We start from the raw sequence: 18,144 nt of genomic DNA on the forward strand, positions 1-18,144 counted from the left end.
ATTATTGGAAAACAGGGTCCGGCTGGAATTTTGAAGCATCCTTCTCAATTTTATGAGTCGCCAGCGCGGAAGTTGCCAGACGTCCATACAAATCACCCGGCTTTTTCTCTGCCACTTCTTCCATCAGCTTCTTCCATTCAGCAATAGCCCCGGCCTTTTCATAAAGCTGGGCCAAACGGAAACGGGATGAAGCCCATTCTGAATCAGTAATAGGAATGTACTTATCATATTCTGCGGCCCATTTGAGAGCCTCACGATAACGTCCGGAACTTTCCGCCGCAAAGATGGTCATCAGGATGCAATCTTTAATCTTTTCCCGGTCACCACCGGTCTCAAGGAGCATGGAAAGTGCTTCCTGAGCATAGACAAAGACCTTTTTCAATTCCTTTTTCTTCATAGAAGACTTGGCCATGTAGTACATGGCGTAAGCCCTTGAAGACTGGGGAAGAAGCAGATTAGAAGCCAGTCCCGCCCAAAGCGGGGTGCTGCGTTCGGTCTCCCCGAGATTTTCGTAGGCCATGGCCTGCGCGTATTCTATATGAACCTTCTGCTTGGGATCAAGTTTCCACCCGTCCTTGGCAAGGTCGACCAGCTCGGTAACCTTGCTCCAAGCCTGCTCATCAACATAGATACCGAGAGCCATATCAAGAGCCATGGCTGAATACTTGGGAATTTCCTCGCCCTGCAAATAGCGGTCAATCAATTCCAGAGCCTTCGCGGGCTGCTCTTTTTTCCAGAAACTTAAAGCAACGCCGAGCCGGGTCTCGTCATTTACATCTTTGCCTTCATTATTTTTCTTGGCGTATTTATTCCAATAACTGACTACCCGTCCATAGTTCTCATCCTTGACCAGTTCCGGCACAGCCTTATCAAAAACCCTTGTACCCAGCTCACTGGCCCGGTCACGCAATGCACTGCGCGGATACTTATCCAGAAAATCCTGCACCGCACCTAAGCAGTCCCCGTACTTTTTGTTCCAGTAATACCACATACCGAGCTTAAGCTGGGCCAACGGTGCCAGCGGACTATCGGGAAATTTTTCAAGAATATGGGTATAAATTTTCTGGGGCCGGAGGTTGTAGGGCCGGTCAAAGACCTTATCCATCTGGCTCATGCTGGGATCATCGTAGATTCCTTCCTCAGCAAGGCGCATCATGGCAACCAAACCACCCTCTTTATCGGGAAATTCCTTGGCTGCTTTTTCGTAAATTTCTTTGGCCGCAGACTTATCCCCGGTCTTGAGATAAATATCGCCGATACGGGCAAGGACAATATCCGCTTCCGGGGCATCCGGTGACAGGTTGTAATAGGCCCAGTAATTTTCCAGAGCTTCGTTAATCTTTCCCAGCCTGTTCTGGGTATTCGCCGACATAAACAGGAAACGCAGGTCTTCTATGTAAAAACGGGGCCAACGTTTATCAATATAATCAATAATCTGAAAGGCCTGCTCATCATAACCAAGAGCATCAAGGGCCTTAGCCAGACCAAGCGCGGCATCGCGGACAATCTTACTGTCAGGATACATCTGCACCAGATACTGAAACTGGTCCGCAGCCTGTTCATATTCCTTCATACCGAGGTAATATTCACCCCAATAATAACTGACATAGGGGATATTGGGATCGTTGGGATACTGAGACTTAAGTAAATTAAAATAGGCCTTGGCTTCAGGCATATTACCTACCTTAAGGTTCAGTAAACCCAGATTAAGCAAAGCCATGGGCACATTGGGCGACTTGGTGTCAGCGTTCATGGCTTCCATCCAGGCACTGGCAATTTCCCCGTAATTATCAGCCAGAGCTTCACGATGCATTTCGGTGAGGGCTTCTGCTTTTCCGTACAAAGCGCGCAAACGCAAATCCTGCGGAAGTTCCTTCATCAGGGAAATTTCAGTAAAACCAGCTATTGCTGCCTCTATTTCCCCTTCATCAAGCGCACCTTCCGCGGCCAGAAGAATCCCCTTGGCAACCTTAATTCTGTCTTCAGGACTTATTTCCTGCTCGCCCTCAGCTCCTTCTTCGCCTTCAGCAAGATCTTCGGAATCTTCCACAGGATAGGCATCGGAATCAGAAACATCCTGCTCTCCCTCCACTGCTTCATCACGCACATCTGCGTCAGTATCAGCGTCAGAAACGTCTTCCACGCCCCCCTCATCTTCAAGGGCAGGATAATCGGCAGCTTCAAAGGAATCTTCATCCTGCGGCGGGGGAGCAACCTGACCGGAAGCCTCAGATTCCGGCGGTGTTATCTCACCGGAAACCTGCCCGGACACACCTCCGGAAGCCTGTCCCCCTTCCTGAGAAGGAGGCGGGGCAATACTGCCGGAGACACTGCCAGACGCGCTGCCAGCGGACTGCTCCGGGGGAGCAACCGCCCCTGATGCACTGCCGGATTCAGGAAATTCTTCTTCGTAGGCTGCATCCTGCGCAGCTGCACCTTCATCCATTACTTCATCTGTTGCTTCGTCAACAGCTTCGTCAAGAGACTCATCTAAAGGGGGAGGTGCTATAGATCCAACAGCCGAACCGCCGGAACTTTCCGACTCAATATTTCCAGAAATCTGTCCCCCGGCTCTTCCTCCGGATTGCGATCCAGTGGAATCACCATTGGACAGAACACGCCGGGCACTACCCCCTGCACGGGCGGGAGGAATGGAAGTATCCACGGGCTGAGCCTGACCGGGACCTACATTGGCTACCGGAGCACGATAAGTATACGGAACTGAATAAAATGGACGTTTCTTTGGCTGAGGCGGAACCTGCTGGACCTGCTTTTCTTCCTCCGCCTGCTCAAGCTCCTGCTTAATCTGCGGGGATTCTTCATCTTCTGGAAGATCAACTTCATCAATAACCGGAGGCTGCGGTTCTTTTTTCACTACCTTTTTAGCAGCGGCCTTTTTCGCAGCAGCAGCTTTTTTACGGGCAGCTTCCTTTGCCGCAGCCTTCTTGCGGGCAGCTTTTTGGCGAGCCGTTTTTTTACGTTCGGCTTCACGTTTGGCCTTTTCCTTGGGGGAACGCCATTTGGACCCGATAGGATCACGGAAAAATTCAATCTGCATCTGGCCGTTACCCGCCGGCATGCGGATAAAACCAAAACCGCTGGTCCGGGTTCCAATGGTGATGGAACTCGGACCCACTTTCAAAGATTTGACAATACGCAAAGAAGAAAGCGGTGCTGGAGTTGGAGCTTTTTCTCCTTTTAACGCATTTTTGGGAAAAGAAATGGTGATCTGCTGCCGACCGGTACGGGTAACTTTGCCGGATAAGTTCTTCTGATCAAAGACAAGACGGATGGAATCCATGTCAGCCTTGGTATCGATAAAATACTCCAAGGCATAACCCGGATGAGGGCAGGCCAGCCAAAAAATGGCTGCCAGAAAAAGGGTCCGGAAAACTCCGGTAAATCGGCTAAGCGTCACAATCAATTATCACTGCAATATTCTTGCCTACCCCTCACAAAACTCACACTTTTTTAAAATTTCTAAGTTTCCAGATTTCTTTTTTTGATCTTTTCAATAAGCGTGGTCCGCTTGACTCCGAGAAGTTCAGCGGCTTTGTTCTTCACGCCACCGGCCTTTTCAAGGGCCTCGATCATAAGCCGGTCCTCGATCTTCTCCAGAAAATCCTTAAGTCCTTTGGCTCCCTGCTCTTCCATATCTGCAAGGGTCGGCCAGTTGAACCCGGCGGGCTGCATAAGCTCGGCAACCTTTTTCTTCGGTTCCTTGCCCACGTCCTTCCAGATTTTTTCCGGCAGGTCATCGGGAACTATCTCATCCTCATCACAAAGGATGCACATACGTTCCATAAAATTTTCAAGCTCACGGACATTACCGGGCCAAGTATAGGAAACCATCATATCCGCAGCATCAGGATCAACCTTCAACGGCTCCATTTCCTTGTCTTCACAAAAACGACCAAGAAAATGTTTTGCCAGCAAAAGCACATCCCCGCCCCTATCCCGTAACGGCGGCAAATGCATGGGGATTACATTGAGACGATAAAAAAGATCCTCGCGGAACCTTCCCGCGGCAACCTCGGTTTCAAGATCACGGTTGGTTGCAGCCACGATGCGCACATCCACCTTTTTGATGGAAGTACCACCGACCCGCTCAATCTCCTTTTCCTGCAAGACCCTTAAAATCTTGACCTGAAGACTGAGGTCCATTTCCCCGATTTCATCAAGGAAGATGGTCCCGCCGTCAGCCAGCTCAAAACGGCCCGGACGGGAACGTACCGCATGGGTAAATGCCCCCTTCTCGTGCCCGAAAAGTTCCGATTCCAGCAATTCCTTGGGGATAGCCCCGCAGTTTACCGGAACAAAAGGTTTTTCCTTGCGTTTACTGTTGCGGTGCAAAGCACGCACAAGCAGTTCTTTACCCGTGCCGGATTCCCCGGTGACCAGCACGGTACTGTCTGTCGGCGCCACCTTTGCGAGAATCGCAAAGACCTCCTTAAGCGCAGGACTGTTTCCAATTATACCACCTAAATTAAGAGCCATTCGGCCTCCCGAAAAATTCTAGTCCGGGGAACTTTTTCGTTTTGTTCCACCTTGTACGGACTGCCCCATCATATAAATATGGGTCAACCTTACACATTCACTGTCAATGAAATGACACAAAGTCAATAAGCAATTAATTTTTTCTTGCAAAAATCAATTAAAAAACAGTCGAATATCCTGATTTTGTGCTTCATGAACAAAATTTACTCCATATCTTCCAATTCCCTGCCTTTGGTTTCCCGAACCAAAAACAAAACAAACAGAAAAGAAACAGCCGCAAAAAAAGCATAAATGGAGTAGGTAACCCCCAATCCGACCCGGTTAACAAGCGAAGGAAAAGAAGCTGAAACAATAAAGTTTGCCACCCACTGGGCTCCCGCGCCAAGAGCAAGGGCCGAGGCACGGATACGGTTGTTGAACATCTCGCCTAGCAACACCCAGACTATCGGCCCCCATGAAAAACCAAAACAGAATACATAAAGATTGGCAGAATAAAGTGCGGTGGTGGCAGAAGTCCCGCTCAAAACCGGATGTCCTGCTGCATCAAGCGGTGCATGCCCGAACAGGTAAGCCAAAATCCCAAGGGTAACCAACATCCCGGCAGAACCGGCCAAAAGCAGCGGCTTGCGTCCCACCCGGTCGATCAAAGCAATAGCAACCAACGTGGTAACGATGTTCACAACTCCGGTAATCACCGTAATCCACAAAGAATTTTCTTCGGAAAACCCCACACTGCGCCAAAGCATGGAGCCGTAGTAAAAAATTACGTTGATACCTACAAATTGCTGCAAAACAGACAGCCCCAAACCAATCCAGACAATGGGCTTAAAGCCGAACTTTCCCTTGATTGCCGCGAACGAAGCCCTGCTTTCATCTTTTAGGGTAAGCTTGATCTCCTCAATTTTCTCCAGAACACTCTCACCGAGGACCCGCCCCAGAATCCGCTCAGCCTCATCTTCCCGTCCGGTGCCGATCAGATAACGAGGTGATTCCGGGATCATCAGGGCCGCAAAACCATACAGCAACGCAGGCGGAACCTCGGCCCAGAACATCCAACGCCAGGTTTCAAAACCGAACCAGAGCACATTATCCGCCGATCCCCCGGCAATGCCCACCAGCATATAATTACTGAGCATAGCCACAAAAATACCCACCACAATGGCAAGCTGCTGCAATGAACCGAAGCTTCCGCGCAGGTTTGCCGGAGAAATTTCCGCGATGTAAGCCGGGGTAATGGCACTGGCAAGACCGATGCCCACCCCGCCGAGGAAACGCCAGAAAATAAAATCCCAGACGCTGACCGGAAAACCGGCCCCGATTCCGCTGATGGTAAATAAAAATGCGGCAATCAACATGGGTTTGATACGTCCGTATCGATCCGAAACAGGCCCTGAAAGCAAAGCACCGATGGCGGACCCGATAAGCGCAAGCGACACAGACATCCCCACCAACACCGGGCCGACCTTGAAATGATCACCCAGCGCAACCACCGCGCCGTTTATTACAGCAGTATCAAAGCCGAAGAGAAAGCCGCCGAGTGCTGCGGCAGCGGAAATAAGCAGGACGAATATTACAGATGCAGATTGTTTGGTGGCGGGAGTAGGGCTGGTCATAAAGGTCCTCACACAGATAAATTGTAATTCAACATTGAAGAACACGGATCACAATATAATTCGGTAACATACTCAGCAACGTGTGTCATTTCAAAATGGTTAAATTGCTTTTGACCTGACAGCACCTTGACCAGACCTTAATTAAGACCTAAATTAAGACCGGAATAAAGATTTAAAAAACACAGGAAAACATCATGAAATTATCAGAACAGGTCAAGCCCATCAGCTACTTGAAAAACAACACTTCCAAAGTTTTCAAAGAAGTACGCGAAAAACGTGAGCCTTATTTTATCACCCAAAACGGGGAAGCCAAGGTGGTTGTACAGGATATCCGTGACTACGAAAAAACACAGGAAACTCTTGCTCTGCTCAAAATACTCGCTCACGGCGAAAAGCAGTTCGCTGAAGGAAAATACGTTGATGCAGATGTTGCTTTCAGCCAATTAAGAGAAGAGTTGGAACAAGATGAAAGTTAGACTGACTGAGGCAGCAAATCAGGATTTGCAGGATATTGTTCACTACATCAAACAAAATGATTGCAAAGAGCAGGCAAATAAAATTCTCGATAGACTGGAAAACTCACTCTACAGCCTGCAACAACTCCCAAGCCGAGGAGTCCGCGTTCGGGAGTTATTTGAATTTGGCCTAAATGTTTATAGAGAAATTTTCTGCGATTGTTACCGAATCATATACAAAGTAAACGCTGAAACGGTTCGCGTATATTTAATTGTCGACAAACGCCGCGACCTTGTTCCTTTGCTGACTCAAAGACTTATAGACTAAAAAAAGGAGATACCGACCCAAAGTCAGTATCTCCTTTTTCATGAGACAATTTTTATATCTAACGGCTATCCCAAACTATTAAAAGTTTTTGGGATTCTTAAACCCTTTTGCAAAAGGGTTTAAGCCGCCGGAGGCGAAATCAATTCATTCTTAAACGCGCGAAGCGCATCCCTACTTCTTAGCTCTAGCAGCAATCTCTTTAGCGGGAATAATACCGGTAGCGGAAGCGGAAACAATGTTTCCTGCCACACCGGGACCGTCACCGGCTACGAAGAGACCTTCAAGCGCGGTTTCAAGCTGATCGCTGGTTTCCACCTGAGTGGAGAAAAACTTGATTTCCGGTGCGTAGAGCAGAGTTTCCTCGTTGGCAACTCCGGGCACTACGTCGTTCAGCTTTTCAAGACCTTCGATGAGGTTACGCACGATACGCTCAGGCAGGGCCATGGCGATATCACCGCAGGTAACGTTTTTCATGGTCGGCTCAACAAAGCTGTTGCGTACGCGGTTCCATGTGGAACGACGACCGCGCTTAAGATCACCGAAACGCTGAAGAATAGGTTTGCCGCCGCCAATGATGGTAGCGAGCTTACCGATGGATTCACCGTATGCCTGATTGTCGGTAACTGGCTCTTCAAGCACAACCTTGGACAGGAAGGCGAAGTTGGTGTTCTCGGATTTTTTGTCCATGTAAGCGTGACCGTTTACGCAGACAAAATCCTGATAATTTTCAAGAGCTACAAATCCGCCCTGATTGGTGCAGAAAGTACGCACCTGATCATCATAGGTGTTGGTACGAATAAAGAAAGTGGGATCGTAAATCACGGAACAAAGATCACGCATGATATCGCCGTGGACTTCAACACGCACGCCAACCTCAATACCACGCTGAGTAATGGCAAGATCGTGCTTTTTAGCGACAGATCCCATCCATTCGGAACCCACACGGCCCGGAGCGAGGATAACATTCTTGGCACGGTATTCATTCTTCTTAGTAACAACCCCGGCCAGTTCGCCATTCTCGATGAGGATATCATCTACATGCTCACCGGTACGGAAAGTCACACCCTTTTCCATGCAGTAGTCGGCCATTCCGGCAATGTGTCCGGGCAGGTTATCACTACCAAGGTGCTTCTGCTTGATCAGCAGCAGGTCAATGCCGTTCTTAAGGGCATCCTTCCTGATATTCTTAGCCTCTTCCATGTCGGTGGGGTAAACCTGACCGTCCATGTTAAAGCGGTTGAAAATTTCTTCAGTTTCATCAATGAGGGCTTTAGCCTCGGAAACAGACATGAACTGGGTAAGGTCGGTCTTACCGAGTTTATGGATATAGTTGAGCTTACCGTCGGAAAAAAGCCCAGCCCCGCCAACACCGGAAAGGATGTTGCAGGGTTTGCATTTAATGCATTCCTGATCCCCGGTTATGGGACAATGTCTTTTCAGGGACGCCTTTCCCTTTTCAATGACCAGAACATCAAGGTCGGTATTCTCGCCAAGGTAGTAGGCTGCGAAAAGGCCCGCAGGGCCGCCGCCGACAATAATTACATCAAACTCTTTTTTCCCGTTCTCTTTCGGGCTCATAATATACTCCAGATTGGTCTTTTTAGTCTGCCTTACACAACACGCGCAGACATGCCAATATACGCTTTTAACCAGATATTTTCAAAAACACAACCTTTTATTATTCTTTTTCAAATCAAATGAAACATCAATATAAATAACATGTTAACTCGCACACAGCAAACAATCGGTTACTCTCGGAGCAATCCCTCTTGACCCGGAGCAATTACTTTTCTACATGGTTTATTAAACCAAAAAGGAAAATTCATGAGACTGACAACCAGAAGCAGATACGGAACCAGAATGATACTTGATATCGCCATGCACTGTACATCAGGCCCGGTGCGTATCAGCGACATTGCCAGCCGACAGGGGCTTTCTACAAAATATCTTGAAAAACTTATCCGTGAGTTGAAAAAGGCCGGCTTTATCTCCAGTAAGCGCGGGCCCGGCGGCGGCCATTCACTGGCTATGCCCCCGGAAGACATCACCGTAGGCGCGGTAGTCAGAAGCCTTGAAGGAGAAGCCGGACTGGTTGAATGCCTTGAAAACGATGAACTCTGCGGACGCATTGAAAACTGCCCTACCCGTGAAGTCTGGATTAAAGCCAGCAAAGCCATGTACGCAGCCCTTGACGAAATCTCCATCGCCGACCTGCTCAAAGAAGGTTCCTTCTGTATTAAGACCAATCCTTACTAGCCTATCCTCCTGATAAAAACTTTTCCACCCCTGATCCGTAGCTGCGGCTCAGGGGTTGCCTATTGTTACGCACAAAGTTTTCCACAGATTGTTCGTAACTCCGCTAACGTCTCTCAACTAATTCCCTTGCATTTTGCCTGCACAATGCAGTAGCCTGCTTTCATGATTTACAAACTAACCGTACTTATTGTCATTATTTGTGCCGCAGCCCTCTTCACTGCCGCCCATTTTTCATCTCCCCCGGAAAACTTAGGCATAACCGGCGGCAACCTCTCGCTCTGCCCGAACAGCCCTAACTGTGTATCTTCACAAGAAAACGACAAAGAACATACGATCCAATCATTCAAAGCCAGTGGATCAAATAAGCAGGTTATGAAAAAATTACGCACCTGCATCAAACAAATGGGCGGGAAAATCACCACCCGCAGCGGCCCATATCTGCACGCTGAATTCAGGAGCAAATGGTTCCGCTTTGTGGATGACCTTGAGTGCATTTATAATGAAGCGGAAGGCAAAATTGATATCCGTTCCGCAGCACGGCTGGGTTATTCGGATTTCGGGGTGAACAAAAAGCGGGTTGAAGAATTACGCAGACTTTTTGAACAGGAATAAAAACGGGAGTTCATACGATGATGAAATATGGCAAATTAATTATTTTGCTTGCGGCAACATTTATCATTAGCTCGACAGCTGTATTCTCCGCGGAATGGAGATTCCCCGGCGAATTTGAAAAACAAGAACGTGTTTATCTCGGCTGGCTGAGCAAAGAATATGTAAAAGGATACCACACCGACGATGTTTTGCTGGAAATTGCCAAAAACCTTGCTCCATATACCGACATCACCGTCTGTGTGCCCGGAGAAAACCAGCGCAAACATGTGCAGTCCCTGCTGAAAAAGAACAACCTGCCCATGGATAAAATTTCATTCCAGACTATCCCCTTCACCATGCTTTACTGGCGGGATTTCGGCCCTGTATTTACCTTAAATAACCAGAACCAGAAAAGCATAGCCGACTTCGGATTTAATTGCTGGGGATACTTTCCGCAATCAGATATCCAGTCCCGGATAATGGAGCGAGTTGACCGTGATATGGCCAAGCAACTTAACCTCCCATCCAGAATGACCAGACTGGTCAGCGAAGGCGGCGACCGGGAGCTTAACGGCAAGGGCACCATACTGGTCACCGAAGCCTGCGAATTTCAGCGCAATCCCAACCTTTCACGGGAAGATATTGAAGCGGAACTTAAGGAGATGCTGGGGGCAACCAACGTCATCTGGCTGAAAAGAGGAACTGTTGATGACGATGCATACAACGTGAGCACTCTGCCCGGACCGGAAGGCAAAGGGGTTGCTTACCGCAGCGGCGCGGCTAACAATCACATCGATGAATTTTGCCGTTTCGTAGCCCCGGACACAATCCTGCTGGCTGAGGTGAGTGAAGAAGAAGCGGCCCAAGGTCCGGTTGAGGCTGAGAACCGTCGCCGCATGGAAGAAAATTATCACATTCTGAAAAACGCAGTGGATCAGGACGGCAAGCCGTTCAAAATCATCCGCATTCCCATGCCGGAAACACTGTATTTTGAAATCACTCCGCAGGATGGAGCATACTACGGGCTGGTCTCGTTTCCCCGTTTTACAGACGGCACAGCTTTCCCGGTCGGCCAGCCGGTACAGATTGTCCCGGCCCAAAGCTATTGCAACTTCCTGATTTCCAACGGCGTAGTGCTGACCCAGAAATACTGGCATGAAGGGTTGCCTGAAAAAATAAAAAAACGCGACGCCGAAGCACTGGCAGTCCTGAAAAAGACCTTTCCCAACCACAAAGTCGTTACGATCAACACCCTCGCAATAAATTTCGGGGGCGGCGGAATCCACTGCTCCACGCAGCAAGAGCCGTATACAGGTAAGTAAATCAAAAAAACTCCCGCCGGAAAATCCAGCGGGAGTTTTTTTATCACTCAAAGTGTCGCCGCAATCGCTCAATCCATTCGGTAAGCAACTGCGGCTGTCGGCGGAGATCAGGTGGGGAAGATTCCCCTCTGCCTCCTTACTTATAATAGTAAGCACTTATTCCGGCTTGGCAATACTTGCAAAGGCACAATGATTGTGAATTGATTCAAAACTTTCCACATCCACTTGATACCACGAAATTTTAGGGTGTTTTTCCAGCCCCATAGCAGCATTGCGGACCACATCTTCCACGAAGGTCGGATTTGAAAAACTTTTTTCAGTAACGTGTTTTTCATCCTCACGCTTGAGCAGAGAAAAAACTTCGCATGATCCTGAGCCTTCGGCAATTTCCACCAGATCTTCGATCCAGACGAAGCCCTTGGATTTGGTCTTGATGTGTACCACCGCCCGCTGACTGTGGGCACCTTCGTCGCTGATGGCCTTGGAGCAGGGACAGACGGTCATAACCGGAACTTTCACACCGAGGGTGAATTCCAGATTATCCCCGACCATTTCCCCTTCCACCGTGCATTCGTAGCTCATGATACCCTTACGCCCGCTGACAGGGGAAGTCTTTTGCAGACAGTAAGGGAAACTCAGCTCAGCATGCGCACTTTTAGCTTCAAGACGGCGCAGGATATCGCTGAGCAGGTTGTGGAAACTTTTGTAGTCCAACTCTTCGGTCCAGTCTTCCAGTGCTTCTACAAAACGACTCATATGAGTGCCCTTGAAATGCGCGGGCAGGTCTACGGATAAAGCAACTTTAGCCATAGTGGACTGGCTGCCGGATTCCCGGTCACGCACCACAAGGGGGAGGGTCAAATCCCGCACGCCGACCCGGTCGATGGACATAGCAACTTTTGCAGGACTGTTCTGTACGTCTTCCATTTAAACGAGTTCCTCACCAGTAGTAGTCAGCCCGAGCTTGCCGTGCTTAACGCCCTTGGTGGAAATCAAACGATGGGCAAGCTCTTTAATCTGCTTGCCGTCACCCTTGAGCACCATGACTTCGAGGCAATTATCGTGATCCAGATGCACGTGCAGGGTGGACATAATCAGGTCGTGGCTGTCGTGCTGCAATTCTGTCAGCCGCTGTGAAAGCCCGCTCTGGTGATGATCGTAAACAAGAGAAAGAGTCCCGGCCATTTGCCCTTCGGTCTCATCCCATTCCTTTTCCACCAGCATGTTGCGGATCAAGTCACGAATGGCCTCCGAGCGGGTCTGGTAACTTTTCTCGTCACAAAGTTTATCAAATTTTTCAAGAAGATCGGAATCAAGGGAAACCCCGAAACGAATTGTTTTACCCATTTCAAACCTCCGTAAAAATCATATGGATTTGCCGGGAACAACTTCCCGGATATTAACTGTCATTTCCGCATTGCAGCAGGCGGCCTTTTCAGTCAGGGGCAGCGATGTTTTCCAGCCCAACGATTCGAGCTTATCCCAAACCGGGACAGAAACATCACGCCTCGGCTCAGCCATCCAAATGGCTCCGCCCGGCTTTAGTACGCACCGGAAAAGTTTTTCCAGCGGATCAAAAAATCTTTTTTCGTAGAGGATATCCCCGCCCCAGATAAAATCAAAAGAATTCTCGGCAAGGGACGGTTCACGCCAGTCCATCTGCAACCAGAGCGGCTGAGCGGTTCCGTTGGAAACGGCGTTATCTTTTGCAAAATAAAGCGGCGGCAATTCGTAATCAAAAGCGACAACTTCTGCGCCAAGTGATTGACCGATAACAGCGGTAAGCCCCAGCCCGCAACCGAGATCAAGACATTTACGTCCTTTAATCAGATCTGAATTACGATAAAGCCACTCCCCCAGCAAAACGCTGGCAGGCCAGAGTTCAGCCCAATAGGGAAGCCGTTCATCATCGCCGAATTCATCTTCGCCGATTTCATCCCAAAGGGTCTCAAGATCGGCTGTACGTTCTATATTCCAAACCCTTCCGGCGGTTTTAACTTCTATCAATTCCCGTTCACCGGAAATGTAATCTTTCAATTAAAGAACTCCTGTTTGACCTATTGAGTATGCGTATTTTCGTCAAAAGACAAGTTTCAGTAACACGAAATATATCGCTGCAAAATTATAAAATCATTCAATTTTAATTTATGAATAATTTTACAGAATATTTTTCTGCAAATTAGCCCTGTTCAAGTCTTTTATTTCTCAGGCAGGAATGCTATCAGGTGCGAGTTATCCATAAAGACACGGTCAAAATAACAACATAAATCAGTCTATCCACAGAAGGAGGCCACATGATTCCGCAGGAACTTCTTTACGCCAAATCTCACGAATGGCTCAAGGTTGACGGTGAAAACGGTATTATCGGCATCACCCATTTTGCTCAGGAACAGCTCGGCGACCTTACTTTCGTCGAACTCCCGCAGGAAGGCGACACTTTCGCAGCAGGCGACGAATTCGGCTCTATCGAATCCGTAAAAGCTGCCAGCGAAATGTACGCTCCGGTTGATTGCGAAGTTGTCGCAGTGAACGAAGCACTGGAAGACGCACCCGAAAAAGTCAACGAAGATCCTTACGGTGACGGCTGGCTCATGAAAATCAAAATCACCGGCCCCACTGACGGACTTCTTGATGCCGCAGCCTACGAAAAGGTTACTGAAGAAGACGCTCACTAATCCGGAGCCGCTCTTTACTATATAGTACACAAACATCCCCGCCGACCGCTCACGTCAGCGGGGATTTATTTTTATACCGGAGGACATAATGCCTTACGTACCCCATTCCCCGGAAGAAATCCGGGAAATGCTTGATGTGATCGGCGTGGACTCCGTGGAAGATCTCTTTGCCGAAATCCCGACTGAACTGCGCCCCAAAAGCTTTGCCCTGCCAAAAGGCAAAAGCGAAATGGCGGTTTTGCAGCAGCTTGAAGAAATGGCAGCAAAGAACACCACGGACCTGACCAGCTTTCTCGGAGCAGGATTCTACGACCATTTCATTCCCACTGCGGTTGATGCACTCTCTTCCCGCAGCGAATTCTATACCGCCTACACCCCTTATCAGCCGGAATCCTCTCAGGGAACTTTGCAGGCGATCTTCGAATACCAGACCGCCATGGCGCGGCTCATGGGCATGGACTACGCCAACGCCTCTGTTTATGACGGCGGGTCCGCGCTCTACGAAGCCACTCTCATGGCTGTGCGCAAAACCAGACGCAAAAAAATCATAGTCAGTGAAGCACTGAACCCCATCTACCGGGTCATGCTTGATTCATACACCACCAACCTGAACCTTGAACTTATCACCGTGCCCCACAACCACGGCCGCACCAACGTCAAGTCCATCACCGCAGCAGTCGATAAGGACACCGCAGCTGTGATTGTTCAGAACCCCAACTTTTTCGGTTCAGTGAACGACTTCACTGAAATGTTTGAAAAAGTTCATGAGCACAAAGCTCTGGCAATCATGTCCACCTACCCGGTTATGCAGTCTGTTCTGAAGACTCCCGGACAGATGGGTGCCGACATCGCCATCGGTGACGGCCAGTCCATCGGACAGCCCCTGTCCTTCGGCGGCCCTTACCTCGGCATCATGACCTGCACCAAAGCTCTGGTTCGCCAGATGCCGGGACGCATTGCCGGACGCACAGAAGACGAGGACGGCAAGACCGGTTACGTACTGACCATTCAGGCTCGTGAGCAGCACATCCGCCGCCAGAAAGCGACATCCAACATCTGCTCCAACCAGGCTCTCTGCGCCCTGCGTACCCTGATCCATCTCTGCCTGCTGGGCGAAGAAGGTCTGCGCCGCACTGCCACACTTTCCGTGGAACGCGCCCATTACGCAGCAGAGCGACTCACCGCCATTGACGGCGTTGAAATGTTTACCAAGGGTCCCTTTGGTAATGAGTTCGCAGTATCCCTGCCGGTCAATGCTTTCGAAGTAATCGACAAACTCACTGAGCGCGGCATCATCCCAGGCTTCCCTGTGGGACGCTACTACGAAGGATTTGAAAACGTACTGCTGGTGGCCTGCACAGAAAAGACCACTGAAGAACAGATCGGCATCTTTGCTGAAATTCTGCGGGGGACAATCTAATGAAGACAGTATTTGAAAAATCCGTTCCCGGTCGTGAAGGCTGCTGGCCTGAAGAACCCAAGACCAAAATCGAGGACTTCATACCCACTGAGCTTCTGCGTGAAGAAGCCGGTATGCCCTCCCTTTCCGAGCTGGACGTGGTCCGCCACTTCACCCTGCTCTCCCAGAAAAACTTCGGTGTGGATTCCAATTTCTATCCCCTTGGTTCCTGCACCATGAAATACAACCCCAAGTTCACTGAAGTAGTGGCCGCCATGCCCGGATTCGCCAAGCTGCATCCGGTTATATCCCAGCTTAAGGGAGCAGGCCGCCATTGTCAGGGCGCACTTGAGGTTATCCACGAAACCGAATCCCTGCTCAGCGAACTGACCGGAATGGCTGCATTCACCATGCACCCCATGGCCGGTGCACACGGCGAACTGACCGGGGTTATGCTCATGGCCGCTTACCATCGCGACAAGGGCAATAAAAAAACCAAGATCGTCTGCCCGGATTCCGCCCACGGCACCAACCCCGCTTCCGCCGCAGTTGCCGGATACGATGTTGTTTCCGTTGAATCCAAAGACGGTATCATCACCCCCGAAGCACTCGCCGAGGTTCTGGATGATGAGGTGGCTGGCGTAATGATGACCTGCCCCAACACCCTTGGGCTTTTCGAGACCCATTTGCAGGAACTGGTGGAAATGATCCACGAAAAGGATGCCCTGCTCTACTATGACGGCGCAAATATGAACGCCATCATGGGCAAGCTGCGCGTGGGCGATGCCGGATTCGACATCGTGCACCTCAACCTGCACAAGACCCTCGGTACCCCGCACGGTGGCGGCGGTCCCGGTTCCGGTCCTGTCGGTGTAAGTGAAAGGGTTAAGCCCTTCCTGCCCATCTCCCGCGTTGAAAAACTGGAAGACGGTCAGTACTACCTTGACTACGACGCTCCGAAATCCATCGGTTATGTTGCCCCCTTCTACGGCAACTTCGGCGTCTATCTTAAGGCTTACGCATACATGCTCCGTCTCGGACGCGAAGGTCTGACCCGCGCCACTGAAGGTGCGGTCCTCAGCGCAAACTACATGCGCAAACGTCTCGAAAACCATTACGAGATTCCCTACAACCGCATCTGCATGCACGAATTTGTTGCATCCGCAGTAGAGCAGGCCAAGAACGGCGTTCGCGCTCTCGACGTTGCCAAGGCACTGCTGGATAAGGGACATCATGCCCCGACCATCTACTTCCCGCTCATCGTGAAGGAATGCCTGATGATCGAACCTACTGAGACTGAAAATAAAGAAACCATCGACCTCTTTATCGACGATCTCATTGAGATCGCTGAAATGGCGGAAAAGAACCCCGAAGCGTTGCAGGCCGCCCCGCTTACCACCTCTGTAAAGAGACTGGATGAGACCAAGGCCGCACGTTCCATGGTGATTACTGATGACATCAAATAGTTTCCCGACAGAATCACGCTCCTACGACCTCGTGGTCGTAGGGGCCGGTCCGGGTGGTTTTGACGCAGCCCTCGAAGCTGCGGAGGAAGGCATTAAAGTCGCGCTGGTTGAAAAAGACCTGCTCGGCGGAACCTGCCTCAATGTGGGTTGCATTCCCACCAAAATGTACCTCGGTGCAACCTCTCCGGTAGAAGAACTGGCAGCCCAGTCCAAGGCACGCGTTGCCAAGGGTGAAATCGAAATCGATTTCAAAGCCTTGTGTACAAAGAAAGACCGCTTTATTGCGGCAACCCGCAAGGCCATGGCCCAGAAAGCCAAAAAACTGGGTATCGACCTCTACCCCGCTGTCGCCAAGGTGATTGAGCCTGGCAAGGTAGAGGTTTCCCACCCTGAAGAACAGGCTGTACTTGAGTACAAAAACCTGATCCTCGCCACGGGTTCCCACCCAACCGTATTTCCCGGACTTGAGCCAGACAACGAAACCATTCTCGACAATGCAGGATTTCTCGCGCTGGAAGAAATGCCCACTTCATTGCTGGTCATCGGAGCGGGTTTTATCGGTCTTGAAATGGCTCAGATCGCCCACCGCACAGGATGCAAAATCACCGTGGTGGATGCCCTTGATCGCATCGCAGTATATGAAGATCCGGAAGTGTCTAAAGCTTTGCAGGGTGTATTCAAGCGTCACAAGTGGAAATTCAATCTCGGTGTGAAGGTTAAATCCGTGACCGCCGAGAACGGACAAGCCGTGCTGCGAACAGAAGACGGTGAAGAAATCACTGCCGACAAGGCACTCATCGCCATCGGACGCCGCCCCAATTCCGCAGATCTCGGTCTTGATGCACTTGGTGTGGAAACCGCAGGTCCCGGATTCGTCAAGGTTAACGAAAACCTTGAAGCCGCCGACAACGTTTACGCCATCGGTGACCTGAACGGCAAAATCCTGCTCGCCCACGCCGCCAGCCATCAGGCCGGGTACGTGGTCCGCCGCATTGCCGGAAAAACCGAAGACGCATACGAACACGGTCCCATCCCGTCCATTCTCTACGGTTCCCCGGAAACCATGCGTGTAGGGCTCATGCCCGCCGACCTAGAAGGTCAGGGGGAAGTTAAAACTTCATCCTTCCCGCTGGTAGCCAACCCCATTGCGCAGGCCTATGCATCCACGCAGGGCTTTGTAAAAGTGGTCTGGCTTGATGGCAAAGTTGCCGGGATCACCGCAGTAGGACACCATGTCTCAGGCTTCACCACCGCAGCAGCCATGATAGTACAGGAAGGCTGGACCAAGGACGACATCCACAAGGTAGTCTTCCCCCATCCGTCTCTGGATGAAGCACTGCTTGGTGCACTGAAAGCGGAGCAGAAATAAGAATGCCTCCGGCGGCTCTCCGAGGGCCAAAGAAACTTTTTATTGCGCCCCTTCCTGGGGCTTACCCCTTCGGGGCGGTGCTTTTAGGCACCGGGCAAATCCGCTTTCCTGCGGATTTGTGTAAAAAGTTTCTCTGGACTCTTCAAAAACCTTTAGTTTGGCTTCGCCGCTGA

At 50.1% G+C, this 18,144-nt stretch carries 16 protein-coding genes; 9 read left to right on the forward strand and 7 right to left on the reverse strand.

The genetic code is table 11. The annotated features are described in order from the left end of the window. Position 1: 1 nt before the first annotated feature. From FMS18_RS08565 to FMS18_RS08575, 3 genes are all read right to left on the reverse strand, one after another. Positions 2 to 3,418 (reverse strand): tetratricopeptide repeat protein, encoded by a 3,417-nt coding sequence (locus FMS18_RS08565; protein ID WP_368854157.1) that lies wholly within the window; start codon positions 3,416 to 3,418, stop codon positions 2 to 4. Between the two features lie 62 nt (positions 3,419 to 3,480). After that, complete coding sequence (locus tag FMS18_RS08570) at positions 3,481 to 4,497, reverse strand: sigma-54-dependent Fis family transcriptional regulator (RefSeq protein ID WP_163293453.1); 1,017 nt, start codon at positions 4,495 to 4,497, stop codon at positions 3,481 to 3,483. Between the two features lie 203 nt (positions 4,498 to 4,700). Further along, on the reverse strand, positions 4,701 to 6,110 hold the full coding sequence (locus FMS18_RS08575) for a sugar porter family MFS transporter (RefSeq protein WP_163293455.1): 1,410 nt from the start codon (positions 6,108 to 6,110) through the stop codon (positions 4,701 to 4,703). A gap of 194 nt (positions 6,111 to 6,304) precedes the next feature. Between FMS18_RS08575 and FMS18_RS08580 the strand changes: the two genes are divergently transcribed. Beyond that, the gene (locus FMS18_RS08580) at positions 6,305 to 6,586 is read left to right on the forward strand and encodes a type II toxin-antitoxin system Phd/YefM family antitoxin (RefSeq protein WP_163293457.1); all 282 of its coding nucleotides are present in this window, start codon (positions 6,305 to 6,307) and stop codon (positions 6,584 to 6,586) included. Further along, on the forward strand, positions 6,576 to 6,893 hold the full coding sequence (locus FMS18_RS08585) for a type II toxin-antitoxin system RelE/ParE family toxin (RefSeq protein WP_163293459.1): 318 nt from the start codon (positions 6,576 to 6,578) through the stop codon (positions 6,891 to 6,893). Before FMS18_RS08580 ends, FMS18_RS08585 begins: the two co-directional genes overlap by 11 nt. Positions 6,894 to 7,064: 171 nt before the next feature. On the opposite strand, the gene FMS18_RS08590 is transcribed toward FMS18_RS08585, so the two are convergent. Next, complete coding sequence (locus FMS18_RS08590) at positions 7,065 to 8,471, reverse strand: NAD(P)/FAD-dependent oxidoreductase (RefSeq protein WP_163293461.1); 1,407 nt, start codon at positions 8,469 to 8,471, stop codon at positions 7,065 to 7,067. 246 nt (positions 8,472 to 8,717) lie between these two features. On the opposite strand from FMS18_RS08590, the gene FMS18_RS08595 reads away from it, so the two are divergent. From FMS18_RS08595 to FMS18_RS08605, 3 genes are all read left to right on the forward strand, one after another. Continuing rightward, positions 8,718 to 9,149, forward strand: a complete 432-nt coding sequence (locus FMS18_RS08595) for an Rrf2 family transcriptional regulator (RefSeq protein ID WP_163293463.1) — start codon at positions 8,718 to 8,720, stop codon at positions 9,147 to 9,149. Positions 9,150 to 9,311: 162 nt separating this feature from the next. Beyond that, the gene (locus tag FMS18_RS08600) at positions 9,312 to 9,761 is read left to right on the forward strand and encodes a DUF1499 domain-containing protein (protein ID WP_163293465.1); all 450 of its coding nucleotides are present in this window, start codon (positions 9,312 to 9,314) and stop codon (positions 9,759 to 9,761) included. 17 nt (positions 9,762 to 9,778) lie between these two features. After that, positions 9,779 to 11,062 carry an agmatine/peptidylarginine deiminase gene (locus tag FMS18_RS08605; protein ID WP_163293467.1) on the forward strand — a complete coding sequence of 428 codons (1,284 nt, stop codon included), beginning with the start codon at positions 9,779 to 9,781 and terminating at the stop codon, positions 11,060 to 11,062. 156 nt (positions 11,063 to 11,218) lie between these two features. On the opposite strand, the gene folE2 is transcribed toward FMS18_RS08605, so the two are convergent. The 3 genes from folE2 to FMS18_RS08620 are packed head-to-tail and all read right to left on the reverse strand — an operon-like array spanning position 11,219 to position 13,099. After that, positions 11,219 to 11,989, reverse strand: a complete 771-nt coding sequence (gene folE2, locus FMS18_RS08610; RefSeq protein WP_163293469.1) for a GTP cyclohydrolase FolE2 — start codon at positions 11,987 to 11,989, stop codon at positions 11,219 to 11,221. Continuing rightward, positions 11,990 to 12,409, reverse strand: a complete 420-nt coding sequence (nikR, locus tag FMS18_RS08615; RefSeq protein WP_163293471.1) for a nickel-responsive transcriptional regulator NikR — start codon at positions 12,407 to 12,409, stop codon at positions 11,990 to 11,992. 18 nt (positions 12,410 to 12,427) lie between these two features. Further along, entirely contained in the window at positions 12,428 to 13,099 is a 672-nt protein-coding gene (locus FMS18_RS08620; protein WP_163293473.1) for a methyltransferase, read from the reverse strand. A gap of 257 nt (positions 13,100 to 13,356) precedes the next feature. Between FMS18_RS08620 and gcvH the strand changes: the two genes are divergently transcribed. From gcvH to FMS18_RS08640, 4 genes are all read left to right on the forward strand, one after another. Beyond that, complete coding sequence (gene gcvH / locus FMS18_RS08625; RefSeq protein ID WP_163293476.1) at positions 13,357 to 13,737, forward strand: glycine cleavage system protein GcvH; 381 nt, start codon at positions 13,357 to 13,359, stop codon at positions 13,735 to 13,737. Positions 13,738 to 13,825: 88 nt separating this feature from the next. Then, positions 13,826 to 15,157: an aminomethyl-transferring glycine dehydrogenase subunit GcvPA gene (gene gcvPA, locus FMS18_RS08630; protein WP_163293478.1), complete on the forward strand. Its 1,332-nt coding sequence runs from the start codon at positions 13,826 to 13,828 to the stop codon at positions 15,155 to 15,157. Then, positions 15,157 to 16,602: an aminomethyl-transferring glycine dehydrogenase subunit GcvPB gene (gcvPB, locus tag FMS18_RS08635; protein WP_163293480.1), complete on the forward strand. Its 1,446-nt coding sequence runs from the start codon at positions 15,157 to 15,159 to the stop codon at positions 16,600 to 16,602. Before gcvPA ends, gcvPB begins: the two co-directional genes overlap by 1 nt. Continuing rightward, on the forward strand, positions 16,589 to 17,971 hold the full coding sequence (locus tag FMS18_RS08640) for an NAD(P)/FAD-dependent oxidoreductase (protein WP_163293482.1): 1,383 nt from the start codon (positions 16,589 to 16,591) through the stop codon (positions 17,969 to 17,971). The genes gcvPB and FMS18_RS08640 overlap by 14 nt, the downstream gene beginning before the upstream one ends. The last annotated feature ends 173 nt before the right edge of the window (positions 17,972 to 18,144 follow it).

The sequence above is a fragment of the Desulfovibrio sp. JC022 genome, from assembly GCF_010470665.1.
GTDB lineage: Bacteria > Desulfobacterota > Desulfovibrionia > Desulfovibrionales > Desulfovibrionaceae > Maridesulfovibrio.

Bases quoted from the DNA above. Each gene is read 5' to 3' on its own strand.
- FMS18_RS08640 (WP_163293482.1), top strand. From the start codon at position 16,589: ATGACATCAAATAGTTTCCCGACAGAATCACGCTCCTACGACCTCGTG.
- FMS18_RS08605 (WP_163293467.1), top strand. From the start codon at position 9,779: ATGATGAAATATGGCAAATTAATTATTTTGCTTGCGGCAACATTTATC.
- FMS18_RS08585 (WP_163293459.1), top strand. From the start codon at position 6,576: ATGAAAGTTAGACTGACTGAGGCAGCAAATCAGGATTTGCAGGATATT.
- FMS18_RS08600 (WP_163293465.1), top strand. From the start codon at position 9,312: ATGATTTACAAACTAACCGTACTTATTGTCATTATTTGTGCCGCAGCC.
- gcvPB (WP_163293480.1), top strand. From the start codon at position 15,157: ATGAAGACAGTATTTGAAAAATCCGTTCCCGGTCGTGAAGGCTGCTGG.
- folE2 (WP_163293469.1), bottom strand. From the start codon at position 11,989: ATGGAAGACGTACAGAACAGTCCTGCAAAAGTTGCTATGTCCATCGAC.
- FMS18_RS08580 (WP_163293457.1), top strand. From the start codon at position 6,305: ATGAAATTATCAGAACAGGTCAAGCCCATCAGCTACTTGAAAAACAAC.
- nikR (WP_163293471.1), bottom strand. From the start codon at position 12,409: ATGGGTAAAACAATTCGTTTCGGGGTTTCCCTTGATTCCGATCTTCTT.
- gcvH (WP_163293476.1), top strand. From the start codon at position 13,357: ATGATTCCGCAGGAACTTCTTTACGCCAAATCTCACGAATGGCTCAAG.
- FMS18_RS08595 (WP_163293463.1), top strand. From the start codon at position 8,718: ATGAGACTGACAACCAGAAGCAGATACGGAACCAGAATGATACTTGAT.
- FMS18_RS08570 (WP_163293453.1), bottom strand. From the start codon at position 4,497: ATGGCTCTTAATTTAGGTGGTATAATTGGAAACAGTCCTGCGCTTAAG.
- gcvPA (WP_163293478.1), top strand. From the start codon at position 13,826: ATGCCTTACGTACCCCATTCCCCGGAAGAAATCCGGGAAATGCTTGAT.
- FMS18_RS08590 (WP_163293461.1), bottom strand. From the start codon at position 8,471: ATGAGCCCGAAAGAGAACGGGAAAAAAGAGTTTGATGTAATTATTGTC.
- FMS18_RS08575 (WP_163293455.1), bottom strand. From the start codon at position 6,110: ATGACCAGCCCTACTCCCGCCACCAAACAATCTGCATCTGTAATATTC.